Origin of the sequence: Rhizobium tropici CIAT 899 (assembly GCF_000330885.1) — a bacterium.
Taxonomy (GTDB): domain Bacteria; phylum Pseudomonadota; class Alphaproteobacteria; order Rhizobiales; family Rhizobiaceae; genus Rhizobium; species Rhizobium tropici.
This window is the reverse complement of record NC_020062.1, coordinates 423,134-440,801: the sequence shown is the minus strand read 5'-3', so window position 1 is coordinate 440,801 and position 17,668 is coordinate 423,134. Positions and strand designations below refer to the sequence as shown.

15 protein-coding genes are annotated in these 17,668 nt (G+C 59.0%); 3 read left to right on the top strand and 12 right to left on the bottom strand.

Annotated elements, in window-relative coordinates; genetic code table 11:
* Positions 1-27: 27 nt before the first annotated feature.
* From RTCIAT899_RS24150 to RTCIAT899_RS24100, 11 genes are all read right to left on the bottom strand, one after another.
* A complete protein-coding gene (locus tag RTCIAT899_RS24150) occupies positions 28-933 on the bottom strand; it encodes an RDD family protein (RefSeq protein ID WP_015342430.1) in 906 nt (301 codons plus the stop codon).
* A complete protein-coding gene (locus RTCIAT899_RS24145) occupies positions 930-2,009 on the bottom strand; it encodes a stage II sporulation protein M (protein ID WP_015342429.1) in 1,080 nt (359 codons plus the stop codon). Before RTCIAT899_RS24145 ends, RTCIAT899_RS24150 begins: the two co-directional genes overlap by 4 nt.
* A complete protein-coding gene (locus RTCIAT899_RS24140) occupies positions 2,006-3,325 on the bottom strand; it encodes a DUF58 domain-containing protein (RefSeq protein ID WP_015342428.1) in 1,320 nt (439 codons plus the stop codon). Before RTCIAT899_RS24140 ends, RTCIAT899_RS24145 begins: the two co-directional genes overlap by 4 nt.
* Positions 3,326-4,282 carry an AAA family ATPase gene (locus RTCIAT899_RS24135; protein WP_015342427.1) on the bottom strand — a complete coding sequence of 319 codons (957 nt, stop codon included), beginning with the start codon at positions 4,280-4,282 and terminating at the stop codon, positions 3,326-3,328. It lies immediately after the preceding gene.
* Positions 4,269-5,543 (bottom strand): DUF4350 domain-containing protein, encoded by a 1,275-nt coding sequence (locus RTCIAT899_RS24130; protein WP_015342426.1) that lies wholly within the window; start codon positions 5,541-5,543, stop codon positions 4,269-4,271. The genes RTCIAT899_RS24135 and RTCIAT899_RS24130 overlap by 14 nt, the downstream gene beginning before the upstream one ends.
* Positions 5,536-6,264: a hypothetical protein gene (locus RTCIAT899_RS24125; RefSeq protein ID WP_015342425.1), complete on the bottom strand. Its 729-nt coding sequence runs from the start codon at positions 6,262-6,264 to the stop codon at positions 5,536-5,538. The genes RTCIAT899_RS24130 and RTCIAT899_RS24125 overlap by 8 nt, the downstream gene beginning before the upstream one ends.
* A gap of 4 nt (positions 6,265-6,268) precedes the next feature.
* Positions 6,269-6,718 carry a DUF805 domain-containing protein gene (locus RTCIAT899_RS24120; protein WP_015342424.1) on the bottom strand — a complete coding sequence of 150 codons (450 nt, stop codon included), beginning with the start codon at positions 6,716-6,718 and terminating at the stop codon, positions 6,269-6,271.
* 235 nt (positions 6,719-6,953) lie between these two features.
* Positions 6,954-8,246 carry an alpha/beta hydrolase gene (locus RTCIAT899_RS24115; RefSeq protein WP_015342423.1) on the bottom strand — a complete coding sequence of 431 codons (1,293 nt, stop codon included), beginning with the start codon at positions 8,244-8,246 and terminating at the stop codon, positions 6,954-6,956.
* 11 nt (positions 8,247-8,257) lie between these two features.
* On the bottom strand, positions 8,258-11,308 hold the full coding sequence (locus RTCIAT899_RS24110) for an efflux RND transporter permease subunit (RefSeq protein ID WP_015342422.1): 3,051 nt from the start codon (positions 11,306-11,308) through the stop codon (positions 8,258-8,260).
* Positions 11,309-11,319: 11 nt separating this feature from the next.
* A complete protein-coding gene (locus RTCIAT899_RS24105; RefSeq protein WP_015342421.1) occupies positions 11,320-12,390 on the bottom strand; it encodes an efflux RND transporter periplasmic adaptor subunit in 1,071 nt (356 codons plus the stop codon).
* Positions 12,387-13,463, bottom strand: coding sequence for an efflux RND transporter periplasmic adaptor subunit (locus tag RTCIAT899_RS24100; protein ID WP_015342420.1), 1,077 nt, complete (start codon positions 13,461-13,463; stop codon positions 12,387-12,389). Before RTCIAT899_RS24100 ends, RTCIAT899_RS24105 begins: the two co-directional genes overlap by 4 nt.
* A gap of 106 nt (positions 13,464-13,569) precedes the next feature.
* Between RTCIAT899_RS24100 and RTCIAT899_RS24095 the strand changes: the two genes are divergently transcribed.
* The 3 genes from RTCIAT899_RS24095 (at position 13,570) to RTCIAT899_RS24085 (ending at position 16,692) form a co-directional block, all read left to right on the top strand.
* Positions 13,570-14,199 carry a TetR/AcrR family transcriptional regulator gene (locus RTCIAT899_RS24095; RefSeq protein WP_015342419.1) on the top strand — a complete coding sequence of 210 codons (630 nt, stop codon included), beginning with the start codon at positions 13,570-13,572 and terminating at the stop codon, positions 14,197-14,199.
* A 310-nt stretch (positions 14,200-14,509) separates the two neighbouring features.
* Positions 14,510-15,391, top strand: a complete 882-nt coding sequence (locus tag RTCIAT899_RS24090) for an alpha/beta hydrolase (RefSeq protein ID WP_015342418.1) — start codon at positions 14,510-14,512, stop codon at positions 15,389-15,391.
* 266 nt (positions 15,392-15,657) lie between these two features.
* Complete coding sequence (locus tag RTCIAT899_RS24085) at positions 15,658-16,692, top strand: LacI family DNA-binding transcriptional regulator (RefSeq protein ID WP_015342417.1); 1,035 nt, start codon at positions 15,658-15,660, stop codon at positions 16,690-16,692.
* Positions 16,693-16,710: 18 nt separating this feature from the next.
* Here RTCIAT899_RS24085 and RTCIAT899_RS24080 read toward each other — a convergent pair whose 3' ends face one another.
* Positions 16,711-17,664, bottom strand: a complete 954-nt coding sequence (locus RTCIAT899_RS24080; protein ID WP_015342416.1) for an alpha/beta hydrolase — start codon at positions 17,662-17,664, stop codon at positions 16,711-16,713.
* Positions 17,665-17,668 lie beyond the last annotated feature (4 nt).

Below are 17,668 nucleotides of genomic sequence, written 5' to 3'. Positions count from 1 at the left end.
GTCGGCGAAGCGTAGCTGAATACATGGCTAGACGGCAGGTCCAATGATTCCCGGATCTTTGCTGTCGCTGTGGAACTTGTTTTCGCGGCGCGTCCCGAAGAGCCTCAGCGTTTCCAGATGCTCACGCTGAGCACGGTAGAAGGCGCTCAGGAAAAGCAGCTCCTGGCCCGGCTTTACCGGATCGTCGTAACGAATCTTCCTGACGATCGTTCGCACGATTTGGATGGTTTCCTCATTGCTGGGACCCTTCGTCGGATCGCGAAGCACGTCTTCCAGCGTCTGCAGCTCGTATTTGCCATAGACATCGAGATGTTCCGGCAGGAACTCGAATCCTGCCTGCGACGACAGGGCCGAGGGACTGGATACCGCAAGATCGGCCAGCAATACGGAGCGTGGATTATCAACCACGAGAGTTCCCGCGATGATGTCACCGAGCCTCTGCCGCCGGCGATTTGCCAAGGGGACAATTATGATGATGACAAGCCACAGGATCGTAAAACCGGACTCCAGCATATGCATGGACCCGATGGAAAATATCAGCGTCAAGGGCGTGAAAATCTCCACCTCCTTCATCAGGTTGCGGGCGGTGACCTGATGCGGGGTGAGGCGGCGGCCATTTATATTGACCACGCGGATGCCGGTTATCCTCTTTCCAAGCGTGCGGCCATTCCAGATGAGCTCGGAAAGGATGTAGTAGGGCGTGCGAAACAGAAACGCCATCAGGATGACGAGCATTATCTCAGCTTGGGATGACAGGAAGCCGCTGAAAATGATCACGACGGCGCAAACAAATACGACGATGAAAGTAAACAGCAGGTCGAGACATTGCGCGCCAAGCCGCGCCCCGAGCGAGGCGACCGCCAGATGGATCGGAACGCCTTCGGGTGGGATGAACTGTTCGACGCGCTTGTCGCCTTGAAGTTCCTGGCTCATCGTGCGGGCTCACCTGAGGGTTTGCGTTCGCGACCCGAAAACAGCAGCCAGACCATCCAGAAAAGGCCCATTCCCCAACCGATCGTCAGGCGCAGCGTCGGATCCTGTATGAGCTGCCGGAGAAATCCCTCGATGAAGGCTGCAACGACAAGCATAAACGCCGCCAGGATGGCGAGCTTGATGGCATCGTGCGCCTGATGCCGCAAAGCCTCCCGGCGGCTTCGTGCGCCCGGCAGAAGCACGGCCAAGCCCAGCCGCGCCCCACCGGCACAGGCGATGGAAATGGCTGCGAGTTCGGTAACCCCGTGGATCGAGAGCCAGGCAAACACGTCGTATCCCAGCCCCTTTTGGTAGAACATCGCAAAGAACGCTCCCAAAATCAGACCGTTGTAGAAGGTCAGCGCAAAACTCGGCACCGAGACGAAGATGCCGAGCGTGAAAATCAGGATGACGATCGTGGTGTTATGCGAAAAGAGGAAGGTCGAGAAAGACGCCAGCTTGTCGCTATCGTGCCGCTCATCGCCATAGAGCGTAGACCGAAGGTACTCGACCGACGCGTCAGGCGTGCGTTGATCCGCCATTTCGGGCGGCACGAAGGTGTAGAACCAGCTGGGGTCGCTCGCACAAAGCCTATATCCGGCCGCGGCCCCCAAAATAAGTGCCAGGAAGCCGATGAACAGCGGCAGCGCCGAACGCCGTACCGCCTGCGGGATTCCGCGGATCAGCAGGCGTGCAGTCAGTCCGCCGAGGCTTTCCTGCGGCGCATAGACCACCAGATAGGCGCGGGCGCACAAGCTTTCGAGATAGGCAATCAGCGCGCGGTCGAGAGAAATGTCGCGCGCCACGCTCAGCGAATTCATCGCCTGCCTGTATCCCGCGGCGAGATTGCGGATCTCGTCGTAGCTCAGCTCCGATGCACCCCCTTTCTCCGCTCGCGTCACCAACTGGTCAAGCTGGCGCCAGTGACTTTCCCGCTCCATCCGAAACCGCGCCGAGCGCAGCGTGTCGGTTTGCGCCGCCGCCGTGTCCGGCTTCGCACCCATGTCGATCCTGTCATCGATGCCGATATCTGTCATATCATCTCGCGGGATTTGATTTCGATATAGCGGGCAACCAGGTCCGAGGTAAGGGCTTCCGGTGTGCTATCGAGGCAGAGCACGCCGAGGCGCGCCAATTTCTCCAGCACGGCGCGCCTTTCCTGCAGGATCTGGCGCGCCGCGACCGAACGGGCGACGGTCTCGAGCGTCATCTCCTCGGGCTCGGCGAACTTCGTGATCGCCGGGTCACGGAGCGCGACGTAGACGATGAAATGGTGCCGCGCGAGCACCTGGATATTCTCGATCATCAGCTCCGCCGTGATGCTATCGACGAAGTCGGAGAAGATCACGATCAGCGAACGTCTTTTCAGTCGTCCCGAGAGATGCGTCAGCCCGAGCGTATGGTTGGATTCCTGGGTCTCATAGCGCAGCTTCGCGCAGACCGTCTGCAGCCGCGGAAAGGCGGAGCGCCCGGGCAAAGCGGGCACGATCAGACGCGGGCGGCTGTCGAAGCTGTAAAAGCCGACCAGATCTCCGGCCAGCCCGGCTGCCCAGCACATCGCAAGAGCCGCATTGATGGCGCGATCGAGCTTGGGAAGCCCCGCGAGCTGTTCGGCCATCAGCCGCCCGGAATCGACGCATAAAATGATCTGATGGTTTCGCTCAGCCCGCATTTCGCGCACAACGAGATTGCGCATGCGGGCGGAGCGCTTCCAATCCATGCTGCGCGGGTCCATGCCCGTTGCGAATTCGCGCAGCTGATGGAACTCCGATCCTTCGCCGCGCAGCCGCAGATCTTTCTGACCTGCCTCGAGCGGCAGTATCTGCGTCTTGATCGCCCCCGACAGAACGGGCGATATATCCGGCGCCACGGTGATGTCTCGTTTGACCGGCACGCGCACGATGATATCGAGCAGCTTCAATCGAGACTGCCACTTGAGCCAGAGATTGTTCACCGCGTATTGTCCGCGCCGTGTCAAATGAAGGCTCATGGAGGCCTTGATGTGTCCGCCGCCGTCCCCCGCCGAAGCGCGCGACAGCTTACCGTCGCTGGCGACGAGTTCGGGCGCGAGATCGAGGCGCGTCTCGATCTCGGCAGGCAGCGCCCCCCTTCGCCGCGATATGTCGATCGAAAATTTCGCGGGGTGGCCGACGAAACCCTGCGGCGGCAGGTCGAACTCGATATTCATCCGGTTGGAAAGCACCGACAGCATGAGATCGCAGACCGTTATCGCGGCGATCGCGACCCACAGGCACAAAAGTACGAAACTCGCATCCGGCCACCACACGCTGGCAACGACCGTTACCGCAGTCAAAAGGAGCACCAGGGCGATCAGGTAGGATGATGGCCGCATTTACCGGGGTGCATCCACGCGGTTCTTGATGTTGCGAAGCACGTCGTCCGCCGTGCGGCCGTCGATTTCCGCCGCGGGGGAAAGAACGATGCGATGGCGCAGGGCCGGCACGAGCAAGGCCTGCACATCGTCGGGCAGGCCGTAGTCCCGACCCTCGAAAGCGGCCCGCACCCGAACCGCCGATGCAAGAGCGTCGGCTGCACGTGTCGATGCGCCGTGAAGAATATCCGGATCTGAGCGTGTGGCGCGCACGAGATCGACCACATAGGTCAGGATGGTGCTGTCAAGATGGATGCCGTCGATCAGCCTACGCCCTTCGGCGAGAATGGCGCTCGATACGAGCGGCTGGATACCGGCATTGCGCACATCCGTATTGAGCGCCTGGCCCGCATGTTTCGCCAGAATGGCGATTTCCGTATTGCGGTCCGGAAAATCGACGACGAGTTTAAAGAGGAAGCGGTCGAGCTGCGCCTCGGGCAAGGGATACGTGCCCTGCTGCTCGATGGGGTTCTGCGTGGCAAGCACGAAGAAATCCGGCCCCAGGGAATAGTCGGTGCCGTCGATCGTCACGATCCGCTCGTTCATGGCCTGCAGCAGAGCCGATTGCGTCTTCGGCGGTGCGCGGTTGATCTCGTCGGCGAGCAGGATGTCCGTGAAGACCGGGCCTTTTGTCAAATGGAACTGATTGGTCTGGAAATTGAAGAGATTGATGCCCAGCACGTCGCCCGGCATCAGGTCGGGCGTGAATTGAATACGCCGGTATTCGAGATCCATCACGGCGGAGACCGAGCGGGCGAGCAAGGTTTTGGCGGTGCCCGGCGGACCTTCGACCAGGCAGTGGCCGCGCGCAAAAATCGAGATCAGGACGAGATCGATCAGCGCGTCCTGGCCTTGCACCGCCTTGGCAATTTCACCACGAACCGTGGCGACGAGATTGCGAAATTCACCTAGATCCAAACTCAATGCTCCCCAGCAATTTCCTGAATGTTTCGAGATTGCGATGCAGATCTGACCGCGTCATGACATCGCCGCGCTCGACGAGCGCCTTGGCCGTCGATTGCAGAGCTTCAGCCGATGCCCGATCCCGAAGGGCCAGGCGCTGAAACATCCGGTCGATGCCGGCCTGGTTTGCTGACCCCGGCCCGAAAAGCAACGCAGCCTTGTCGGCAAGCAGATGTTGCACGAATTGGGCGGCCATCCGCCCGTCATTGCCCGACAGACGCAACAACCGCGCCGTGGCTTCGATTGCGGCTGTCTTCGAGATTTCAATATTGCCTGCAGCCTCGCTCAGAGCCGGCCCGAAGCGATAGGCTCCGCGCCAGAAGCATAGGGCAGCAACAAGCAGGATCGCCCCCCAGATGACCGACAACGGATAGGCAAAGAAGCGCGCCAGATCGCTCGTGGAACGCTCATAGGTACGCCCCTCGTCCACGGGCTTCTCGCTGTCGAGCAGTTTACCGCTGGTGTCCAGATAGACCGGCTTCGTTGCGTCCGTACCGCGCAACTCCTTGATCAAGGAGAGGGCGAAAGCGGCGTTGTCGCCGAGCGCCAGGCCATGATTGTTCATGAGATCCGGATCAGACAGGACATAGACGAGGTAATCGTCCTCGCATCGCAGGACCAGCGCGCCGGCATCGATGCCGGCAATCTCCTCACATTGATCCGGAATGGTGGAGCGGTCGAAGACCTGGGCGCGATACAGCTTGATCTTTTGTGTCTGCCCCGGCTCCAGGGTTTGCGGTGCTTCCTCGAACTCGGGGCCAAGCCGCTTGAGATACAGATTTGAAAGGTCGGCCCTGTTAAGTTCGCTGTTGATGTCGGAAAAAGGCACCAGCGCCGATTCGCGCGCGACCTCATCGTCCAGCACGCTGCCACGCCATTTCGGCAAGATGATCAGCGTCGGAAGCTCGTAGAGCCTTGCTTCGTAGATCCAGGGCGCCAGATTTCCCGCTTCTTTTTTCCCACCTTCCTGTGTCGTGGCCGCATCCGTCTGGACGATCGGCAAAGGCACGATGCGCAAGGAGAATTCGGAACTTGCCCGCGTCGTATGCGCATCGGCTCGAACGACCGGTATTCCCTTGGCCTGCATCCACACCTGCAGTCCCTTGCTGCCGAGGGGCGAGCGATCATAGTCGGCTTCCCGCGACAGGCCGAAAACCGCCAGCGCGGCAAGGCCAAGCAGTAACACCAGAAACAGGATCGGGCCAAACTTACGCATTGCGCAATTTACCGCCCGAAAGAAGGCCGCGTGCCGTTGCCAGAAGGGCGGCGAAATGACCCTCCGCAAGAACACGGCCACCGTAGTGGACGAGTTCGGTCTCGGTCAGCAGATTTTCCAGATGATCGCGGTCGGGCATGTTTTCGGGCAGGCGCGCAAGGACCGCTCGTTCGGTGTCCGAGCGAAAAAGGCGGGTTCCCGTCACATCCGCTGCATGGAGAAGGCAATGCCTGAGCAACAGGACGAGCGCCTGTTTTCGATCCGCCATGGCGGCGATCCTTTGGAGGAAATCGCCTGGACGCTCCTCGATATCGCCGATGGAGGTTCGCCAGCTTTCCGGCGCTTCTTCCCGACGCTGCTTGAGTTCGCGGGGCGCTTGCGACAGCAATATGCCGCCATTTCCGAAGCGCATCCACAAGCCGATCGCAGCAACGAGAGCGACGAGCACGACAACAACAGAGAGGGGGCCGGACATGATCGGCTCCCGGGGGATATAGAGCGGTTCTCTTTGCGATGCCGTCGTGCTCGAAGCCGATTTGGCGGCTTCCGATGAGTCGCTGTAGGTCAGTTTGCAACGGAGGCCGTTCAGCAAACATTGCGCGGCATATTCCTCACCGGCGGGACCGGCGAGTTGTACATTATCTTGCGCCTGCGCCGGCTGTAATTGCGCCGCGGCGGCCAGAAACAAGGCCGCCACTAGCCCGAGGCTGCGGATAGCCATGATGTCAGGCAAACACCGCCGCTCTCGCCTCCGGGCGAAGGGGATCCGCGCCGAACTTGTTTGGACCCACAGTGCCGGGCAGCACGTTGATGACGAAGAACGCGATCCCGGTAAGAAAGCCGACATATGGAATCAGACCCAAAACAGCCAGGCCAAGATACCACCAGCCGGATATGTTGCGATCGTGGAAGCGCCGGACCTGAAGCGAGATCATCGGCAACAGCAAGGCAAGCCCGATTATCCCACCGATACCAATGACAAGAATTGTCAGCGCGGAAGGTCCATTTTGGTTGTTTGAAAGAAACCCAGCGAGGAAGCCGCCGATCAATCCATACACCAGGAACAGCAATGTGACGAAGAGCTGAAACCACCAGAATTCCGAACGAGCAGCTCTACCGGAAAATGTAGCATATTTTTGTTTCAGAACAGTCCGAACAGCTTCAGTAAATCCCATCTTGGGGGCCCCGTTTCACTTGTGTGGGATGCGCGCGCCATGAACTGTCATACCCACAACGTTGAACCAAATGCGATTCCAAACGAGAAATTGCTACCGTTTGATCGCTGAAATTGCAACTCAACAATCATCTTAGCGTTTGGCTTGAAAAAAGCTCGCTTGCCCAGCCGGGCCGAACCTCTCGCGAACGCAGTGCTATTCACGTCGTTGCCCGGCGTTTAAAGGCCTTGCCCGTTCAGTAGGAAATTCGCCCATCGACGATTGGCGACGATCCCGAGGAAAGCTGCTGTTTCAAAACCTGCCTCGCATCGTCGCTGATGATCGACATCGGAGCTGCGACTGCGACCTTTGCCGCCGAGCCCGCCAGATCCGCGGTTCGCACGGCCGCAATGCCTACCCTATCCGCAAGCGAGACCTGTCCAGCGTCCAATGACTGCCCCGCCAGCCGCCGTCCGAGCAGTTGGACCATGTCGCGATTGTCCGCAAAGGTATTGTGGCCCAGCGCGTCGTCGGGCTTTACGGCGCTCGTATCGACGACCGTGATCCCGAGCTTGGCCAAGTCTGCCGCATAGGGTGTCGAATCGAAGCCGCCGACCCGATTGACGCCACCGGAGAGCCACCGCGAAACCTGCAGCGCCTTGTCTTTGGTGGAGGAAAAAATCGTAAAGTGCGGTCGTTGCACGCCCATCTCGATCATCTGGCGGCGGAAGACGTCGATATCGATATCGGGCGATGCGAGGATGACATTCTTCACCTTTGACGGAATTGTCTTGTTGCGCATGGCAACGCCGCGCAACGCTTCCGCCGTCAACCACGATCCCATGGAGTGAGCAAGGATCGTCACCTCACCGACATCGGGACTTTTGGCAGCCTGCAGGATCATATCTTCGAGCGCTCGTCGCGAGAAATTCGTGCTTTCCTTGTCGTAGAGATAGTCGAAAACGTTGCCGCGCGAAGGCCAGGTGAAGAGGATCGGTGCAGCATCCGTTCCGGAATCATGCATGATCTGCGCGAAGCGGAAGACGGCGTCGGCATAGGTATTGTTGAAGCCGTGCACGAAGATGACGACCTGGCGCTTGGCATTGCGGTTCTTGCCGAACCAGTCGAAAATGTTGCGCTCCGATGCCACCTTTCCGACTTTCAGGACAGCAAACTCTTTCTCGGGATTGGCCGGTACATGCGATGGCCATTGCACTTCGCCGATCTTGCGATTTCGATCGGGAGGAATGGAAACGACGATATCGTTGAGAGAAATCGCCGTTCCACGTTCGCCGGAATAAAGCTCGCCTGGTTTGTCGGTCGGCTGGCGTGTCGTCGCCACCATCATGTCCACGGTGCTGGTGCCTGGTCCCGCCGTTGCGACCGGCTGGAGAACATTCTCCAGCCGCCCCGCGCAGCCGGCCAAGACCGACAGGGAGATCAGAACGGAAAGGCCAGATCGCTTGAGAGCAAATGAGGTCAAGCTGCGCTGTACGCAGGCAACGGGACGAACGCTGCCGGCAAAGCCCCTTCGTCCAACCTTCTGCATCGGACGCCCCTTCAGTGTTGCGCGTCGTCGCGAGGAATTCGGAACCAGGCAACATAGAGTGCCGGGAGGAAGAGCAGCGTCAGAACCGTACCGACGACGATGCCGCCCATCATCGCATAGGCCATGGGGCCCCAGAATATCTCCCTGGAGATCGGGATCAGCGCGAGCGTTGCGGCAGCCGCCGTCAGCATGATGGGCCGCATTCGATGCTCCGTTGCCTCGATGACCGCTTGCCAGGCCGGCACACCCTCGCTTCGAAGGTGCTCGATCTGCACGACAAGGATCACCGAGTTGCGGATCAGGATACCTATGAGAGCAAGTATGCCAAGGATTGCGACGAACCCCATAGGCGCGTTGCTGAAGAGAAGTGCGGCAACCACACCGATAAGCGCTGTGGGAGCAACAGCAAACACCAGAAACAGCCTGCTGAAGCTTTGCAGCTGGATCATCAGGATCGTCGCCATGATGAACAGCATCAGCGGCGCTACCGCCACGATCGGCCCCTGCGCTTTGGCGCTCTCCTCGACCGAACCGCCATCGACGATGCGGTAGCCGCTTGGGAGTGTCTTGCGGAACTCGTCGACCTTCGGCTGCAATTCGTTGACGATCGTCGCCGGCTGCGTCGGTCCGACCACGGCAGCCTTGATGGTAATGGTCGGTATGCGGGTGCGCCGCCAAATCGTCGGCTGCTCCAGCTCGTAATGGAAATTCGCAACCGCGGACAACGGTACGGATTTGCCATTGGAACCACCAAGCTGGAGGTTCTGCAGCGTCTCGATCGAACCTCGCTCGGAAGTCTGCGCTCGGCCGATCACGTCGATGAGATAGATATCATCCCGGATCTGCGTGGCCGACGATCCCTCGACGATGCTGTTCAGTGCCGTTGCAATATCCTGCGAGGAGACTCCCAGCTGCCGTGCCTTGTCCTGAAGGACATCGACCTTGACCACGCGCGACGGTTCGTTCCAGTCGAAGGTCATGTTGGACAATAGAGGATGCTGACCGACGATACCGGCGAATTTCTGGGAAATATCCCTGACCTTCTGGATGTCAGGCCCGCTGACCCGGTACTGCACCGGCTTGCCGACCGGGGGGCCGATGTCGAGCAGCTTCACGAAAGCATCGGTTCCGGGGAAGGTCTTCGTCAGATAATCCTGCAGTTCGGCTTTGACCTTGTCACGAACATCGAGCCCCTTGGTGACGATCACGGTCTGACCGAACGAGACATCGGGCGTCTGCACGTCAAAGGACAGGATGAAACGGGGAGCGCCCTGGCCGACATAACTCGTCCAGTGATCGATATCCTTGTTGTTGGCCAGCATCTCGCGTTCGAACCTGGCCATCTGCTTGTTCGTCTCCGAAATCGAGCTGTTCTGCGGCAGGTTCCAGTCGACGATCAGTTCCGGCCTGTCGGAGGACGGGAAAAACTGCTGCTGCACAAGGCTCATCCCGCCGATGGAAAGAGCGAAGGCTGCAACCGTTGCGGCGATCGTAACCCAGCGCCAACGCAGGGCGGCACGCAAGAGCCATGCAAAGAACCGGGTAAAACGACCTTTCTGCTCATGATGGGATTTCATGGTTTTCGGAAGGATCGAAACGCCGAGCAACGGCGTGAACAGGACTGCAACGATCCATGAAACCAGGAGCGAAACGGCAATGACCACGAAGAGGGTGAAGGTGAATTCACCGGCGGCGCTGGTATTGAGGCCGACCGGGATGAAGCCTGCGACGGTCACGAGCGTACCGGTCAGCATCGGGAAGGCGGTCGAGGTATAGACGTATGTCGCAGCCTTTCTCAGATCATCGCCCACTTCCAGTCGGGCAACCATCATTTCAACCGCGATCATCGCGTCATCGACGAGAAGGCCAAGGGCGATGATCAGCGCGCCGAGCGAAATACGCTGCATGGAAATATTGCAATAGGCCATCACGAGGAAGGTGATCGCGAGCACGAGCGGAATGGAGATGGCCACCACGAGCCCTGCCCGGACGCCGAGGCTGATGAAGCTGATCGCAAGCACGATGACGATCGCCTCGAACAGCGCGCGCGTGAAGCCCGACACGGCCTCGTCGACGACGGCAGGCTGATCGGAAACGCGCTGGACATCCACGCCGATGGGAAGATCGGCCGTCACCTGCTCGATCTCCTTGTCGAGCGCCTTGCCGAATTCAAGGAGATTCGCCCCAGTCTTCATGCCGATGGCAAGCCCGATCGCCGGCTGACCGTTATATCTGAACAGCGACGAGGGGGGATCGACATAGCCGCGCTTGATCGTCGCGACGTCGGTCAACGGGAAGAAGCGGTCGTTGACGCGAAGATTGATCGATCTGAGGCTTTCCTCGGACGTGAACTGGCCGCTGACCCGCAAGGCGATACGCTCGGGACCGGCATCGACGAAACCGGACTGGGTGACGGCATTCTGCGCCTGCAGCGTGTCGATGACGGACTGCTGGTTAAGTCCGAGGGCTGCGATTTTCCGTGTAGAAAATTCGAGATAGATGGCCTCGTCCTGCGCACCGATGATGTCGACCTTGCCGACATTTGCGACCGTCAGCACCTTTGCGCGCGCAGTCTCGACGAGATCACGAAGCTGTCGCTGTGTCAGTCCATCGCTGGTAAAAGCGTAGATATTGCCATAGACGTCACCGAAAGTGTCGTTGAAAAACGGTCCGACGACACCGCTCGGAAAATCCCCCTTGATGTCGCCGATCATGTTGCGGACCCGCATCCAGATGGCGTTGACATCCCTGGCTTTGGTCGTGGGCAGAAGCTCGACGAAAATGGTCGTCTTGCCGGCAACCGTCTCGCTCCTGGTATAATCGAGCGAATCCAGCTCCTCGAGCTTCTTTTCGATACGGTCGGTGACCTGTTTGGTCACCTCCTCGGCTGACGCACCAGGCCATTGCGCCTGAATGATCATCGTCTTGATGGTAAAGTCGGGGTCTTCTTCGCGGCCGAGACCGACATAGGAAAACGCGCCGGCCAGAATGAAGACAATCATGAAATACCAGACGAGCGAACGATGTTCGAGCGCCCAGTCGGACAGGTTGAATTTCTTCACGGGGATTTTCCTTAATCTACTCTGACGGCCTGGCCGTCGGCAAGCTTGTGAACGCCGGCAATAACGATGCGTTCGCCGGGGTTGATGCCTTCGGTGATCTTCACGGAGCCGCCCTCGACGAGATCGCCGTCGATCTTGATCGGCCGAATGGAGACCTTGCGAGCTGCGGCATCGACCACCCAGACGTTCGGCTTTCCATCCTTCATCAGGACGGAGGACGACGGCAGCAGGATCATTGGGTCTGCAACGACAGTCGCGGTCGCAGTGACGACGGAGCCGAGGCGAAACGTCGCCGGCGGATCGATGAGCGTGATTTTCGTGCGCCGCGTGCGTGTGGTCGCCTCGGCTTCCGGGGCGATCTCTCTCACGGTGCCGCTTGCGCGAATGGTCGGATCGAGCTGGAGAGCGATCTCAAAGGGTGATCCCACCTTGAGGCCGTCGAAGCTTGCCACGGGTATGTCGATGATGACATCGCGCTGGTCGGGGCGGGCGACCGTGACGATGCTTTGACCTGCGGAGACGACCTGCCCCACTTCGGCCGAAGTTGCGGTCACAACGCCATCGAATTCCGCACGAAGCTGCGCGTAGCCCAATTGCTCCTCCGCCTTGTCCAGATTGGCCTGCGCCTTGGCAACGGAAGCACTCGCACTCTTGCGCCCAAGCTGCGCCTCTTCATACGCCGCCTCACTTCCCGATCTGCTCTCGAGCAGGGATCGCTGGCGCTCCTCGGTGGAGGCAGCATTGACCAACTGCGCCTGGGCATTCGAAAGCTCGGACTGCGAACTTTTGACGGCAAGTTCCAGCGAAAGCGGATCGATGGCGGCAACGATGTCGCCCTTCTTGACGATGTCGCCGACGCTGACCTTGCGTGCGATGACCCGTCCCAGGACCCGAAATGCAAGCTGGGTCTCGATCCTGGCCTCGACCGTCCCCGGAAGGGTCAGCGCGGAGGCAGCGGTGGACTGGGCGACGACGGAAAGTACGGGGCGCGGCGGCTCGTAATGGGCTTCATCCTGCTTCTGGCAGGACGTCAGGAGTAGCAAAGCGAGGATCGCAAGGCCGCTTGTGGCTCGGATGTTCATTTTGCGGCTCCCTTGTCATACGCAACGGTCTGGCCCGGTCGCAGGAATTTCGCGCCGTCGGCGACGACGATCTCGCCCGGCGACACGCCTGTCCGTACCGCGAAACGGCCGGTTTCGTAGCTGGAAACATCGATCTGGCGCAGCGACACGCTTGACGAAGAGGGATCGACGACCCAGACGGCCGGTTTTCCGCTTTTGGAGGCCATTGCCGACCATGGCAATTCGATCGCGTCCCGAGCGGCTGACCGGAACAAGCCGATTACCGGAGCGCCAAGCTGCATTTCGGGCGCGCCTTCGAGCCCCACCTTGACCCTGATCGTTCCGGTCGACGCATCGATCGTGGGGGAGATTTCGCGTACGGAAGCCTCAACCTTATGCGATGGCGCCGAAAGGAGACTGACGGCGACCTTGTTCTCCAGATTGCGGCCCAGATAAAGAGACTCGAAAACGTTGAAGACCGCGTCGCGGGGACCGTCATGAGCGAGCGTAAAGATCAGCTGTGCGGCTTGCGCCACCTGCCCGACTTCGGCATTCCTGGCGGTGATGACGCCGTCGGCATCCGCACGCAATTCCGTATAGGAAAGCGCATCCTGAGCCGTGTCGAGCTGCGCTTGTGCCGATTTCACGCTTCCCTGGGCGGTCAGCAGCGTTTCCTGGGCCTGATCAAGTGCGGCACGGGTCGTAACCTGCGTCCTGAAGAGGTTCTGCTGCCGGTCGAAGGCAAGCTGAGCCTGCGTTTGCTGGGCTAGCGTCGATTGCAGGTTGGCGGTGGCAACATCCAGGTCGGCCTTCTGCTCCTCGGCGTCCATCCGTGCAAGCACCTGTCCAGCCTTCACTGACGAGCCGACATCGACGAAGCGCTCGACAATGCGCCCGCTGACCCTGAAGGAAAGGTCGCTTTCCACGCGTGCGCTGATTTCGCCGGTGATGGCGCTGTTTTCAACGACCGGCGTGAGCTTGGCGACGACGGTTTCCACGTTCTTCGGCTTTGTTTCATTTTCAGCCTGCTTTTCGCATGAGGAGAGCGCGACCGCGCTCGCACCCAGCCATGCGATGACAAGGATAGTTTTCATGATCTGACCTCTTGCATCCGTCGGCCGGAGGAATATTATTGACTGACCCATTAGTCAATAGAATTTATCTTGACGCCAAACCGTCAATAACGCTCAAGGTGCGGCCATGACCGATCTAAAGAAGATGACGCGCGCGGAGCAGAAGGCCCGCCGCCCCGTACAAATCCTGGATGCCGCGTTTGAGGAGTTCGTGGAACGCGGCTATGTTGCAACACGCGTTGAAGATATCGCCAGTAGGGTCGGCGTTACGAAGGGAACCGTCTATGTCTACTTCGAAAACAAGGAACAGCTTTTCGAGGCGATGATCCGGCACATTTCCGGGCCTCTCGAAAACCTGTTGGCAAGCGCGAATGAACTGAAAGGGACCGCCACGGAGCGGCTTCAGCAAAATATCGACCTCATCTACGATCTTATCATCAGGGACCGTAAATTGCGGGAATTGATGAGGTTCGTGATCGCCGAGGGCACGCGGTTCCCGCAGATCGTCGACAGGCACCACGACATATTTATCGATCCGCTCGAACGGCAGATGCAGTCCCTTATCGACGAAGGGGTAAAGCTTGGGGAATTCCGTCAGGCACCGGCGGCATTCTGTGATGCGGTCGTCGCGCCGGCTATTGCCTTTCTATTCTTCAAGCTGCTTTTCGACGAGCGGCGCACCCTGGACAAGGCAAGCTATGTGAAGGCACATATCGATCTCGTCCTGCATGGGCTGGTTGAGCGGCACCCCGGATAGAAGACGCCTATCGGGCATTGAGCGGGCAAGCTTTGTTGCTGGAGCGACAAGTTGCGGTTCTTGAAGAAAGCATTGCCCAAGGCTTATGAATTCCGGTTCTCAAACTGTACCTGAAACGCTTCCGCGGTATCGTTGGAGAAAGGCTTAGAGCAGTTCCAGCAAAAGTGCGAAGCGGTTTTGCGTCCGGAACTGCGTAGAAACAAAACGATAGAACGTTTTCGCGATTCGACGAAAAGCGGAAATACTCTAGTCGAGGCCGGAGCCGAGATTTTGGGCAAGTTAAAGAACGTTGCAATAAGAGGATTCGTCGATGATGGGTATAGTTACTCGACATATTGTGCTTGGAGCAATGCTTTGCTGTTTGGTTACTGCTTCCTCAGCACATGAAGCAGCACCCTACGTCAGAACAGAGGTCAGGTACTCTTCACAATCCGCCTTGCAAAAATTTGATCTTTACATGCCGACTCAGGGAAGTGGTCCGTTTCCTGTCGTGATGTGGATTCATGGAGGTAACTTCTATGGCGGGGATAAGAGCCATATGCCGCACGTTGATCGTGACCCGATCCCGACTCAACCGAATGAACGACCCTATCAAGAGCAGGTGCCGGATGTAGCTTCGCTCACGAGGATGGGTTACGCCGTCATCAGTTTGAACTATCGCTTGGGTGGCCCTGATTGGGCGACTGCGATGTTGAACGGCATTCGCGACGGAAAGATGGCGGTTCGTTATCTGCACTCTAACGCGGGCGCCCTTCGTATCGATCCGACACGCATTGCCGTATGGGGCAACTCGGCGGGGGGATTCATCGCAACGGCGCTCGGGCTGACCGGTGACCAGCCAAGTCCTTTCGACGACGGGGCGAGCCCAAACCTTTCGAGCGACGTGCGAGCGGTAATTGTGTGGTTCGGAGCGGAGAACGGCAAATCCCGACCCATCCTCCAGCTGGAACCCTACATTGGCTCAGCGAAGATCGTGCCGCCCTTCCTGATCGTCAACGGCGAGCTCGATGACATTGTCACGCCCGAGGATGCACGTCGGCTGCACGATGCATTGATCAGCCACGGTGCGTCATCGACGCTCACCATTGTGAAAGGCGCAGGGCATGAGGATCCACTATTTATGAAGACCCAAATGCAACCTGCGTTTGATTTCCTGCAGCGCGCGCTCTTGCCCGATAACACGCTTCGCTGAGATCTCGTCATGCGCAATAGCCTTTCTTTTCTTCCCTACTATAGCGTTGCAAGACTCACGATTCTCGCCGTTGGACGATGACAGATGCGCGTATGGTCCACCGGCTTCGATTTCTTTGCGCCAAATAATAAAATTTACGCGCGTTACCTTTTATGACGGCGCGAAACGCAAAAGAACTTGCCCTGACCTTACGTTTCCGGTTGCGCTCTCTTCCCTGCAGACGCATAAGGCGTCTGACATGGGTAACAGGAAATGGCCGAGGTTCGATGGAAAAACTGACGCACAAGACGATGGAGGACTTCGCGAAGTCCTGCGGCGTCTCCCGCCCTACCCTTTCCAAGTATTTTGACGATCCGAACAGCGTGAAACCGGCGACTCGAGCGCTGATCGAGGCGGCACTTCGTTCGTCGGATTATCAACCCAATCTCTACGCGCGAAACCTCAATCGCAAGAGAACCCGCAATATCGGCATCCTGGTTCCCGCCCTCACCGATCCGTTTTATGCCGAAATGGTCAATCGCCTGGAATTGCGGCTGCGCAACGAGGGTTATTGGCCGATCGTGTTCTCATCGCACGGATTACCCGAACTGGAAGCAGAAGCCGTCAATACGATGTTGTCGTTGAAGGTGGCCGGTGCGCTCGTCGCGCCATTGGGACAAAAATCCAACCCGCGCACCTTTGAAAAACTCGCGCAGAACCTGCCGATCGTCTACTTCGACACCTATATCGAAGGGAGCACGCCGTTCATCGGCAATGACAACTACCAGAGCGTCGCAACGATCGTCGAATATCTCTGCCGATCCGGGGAAGCGCCGGCCTATCTCGATATACCGCATGTCAATCACAATTCACCCGAAAGGCTGGCAAGCTATATCGCCACCATGGAGGCGGCGGGCAGCGAGCCGCTGGTGATCAGCACCAATGCCGACTACACTTGGGAGTTCGAGCGGATCGGTTACGAACAGATGGATAGCCTGCTCCGGGCAAAGTCTCTTCCCCGCAAAACCATCCTCTGCGCGAATGATCGCCTCGCCTTCGGCGTGATGTCGGCCGCATTCGCGCACGGGCTCAAAGTAGGGCGTAAAAAGGGTGATCATCTGCGCATAGCAGCCCATGATGACCATCCCTTGAGCCGGTACACCTGCCCGCCGTTGACGACGATGGCGCAGGACTTCGCCGCGATGACGGCAAGCGGCGTCAATACGCTGCTGACATTGCTCGGAGACGCGAGTGCGCCGGTTCAGACGATCCCGCACAAGCTCAGCCTGAATGGAACGCTTGTGATGCGGCAGTCGGCCTGAAGCCACACCACTGTTCATCTACCTAGAGCTAGCCTCGAAGCTGTGCCAGGCTGCCACGGCTGCCTCCACGGCCCGCCGGGCCTCTGCCACGTACCTTCCCATCGACACGAAGCCATGGATCTGTCCCGGCCAATGGCGATGCACCATAGGCACGCCTTCTTCCCGCAGCCGCTTGGCATAGGCCATGCCTTCGTCGACCAGAATGTCGTGCCCGGCTGTTGCGACGAAGGCCGGCGCCACCCCGGCGAGGAGGGTTTCAGCCCGTAGCGGCGAGACCCTCCAATTGGTGATATCGGCTGTGGTGCGGACATAATGATCGCGAAACCATCTCATCGTCGCAGCAGTCAAGCCGAAGCCCTCGGCATAGCGATAGTAGCTATCTGCCACCTGGGTGGCGTCGGTGTTGGGATAGATGAGCAGCTGGGCCGCAATCGGCGCGGCTTCGCCGCGGCGTGACATCAGTGCCAGCACGGCGGCCAGATTGCCGCCGGCGCTATCGCCGGCGACGGCGATCCGCGTGGGATCGATGCCGATATCTGCAGCAAATTGAACTGCGAATGCCAATGCCGCGGCGCAATCGTTCACGCCGACGGGGAATTTGTGTTCCGGCGCCAGCCGGTAATCGGGGCAGATCACGGTGCATTTGCCAATATTGGCGAACCATCGGCAGATTTCGTCATGCGATTCGAGATTGCCGATCACCCAGCCGCCGCCATGAAGATAGATGAGGCCCGGACCATGCTTCAAAGGCGCACCGACGCCGCGATAGATGCGCAAGGTGATCGGACCGTTCGGGCCGACAATCCCGCGATCCTCCACCGAAGCGACCGCCTCTCTTGCACCCTGAAGCGTTGGGTAAGCGGTATTGTAGTCGATACGGGCCTCTTGAGGTGTACCCGTTTCAAACGGCCGATCGTTCGATCCGCTGGTCATAGCGAGCACGCGCCGGGCGCTTTCATCCAGCTTTTCCATTGAT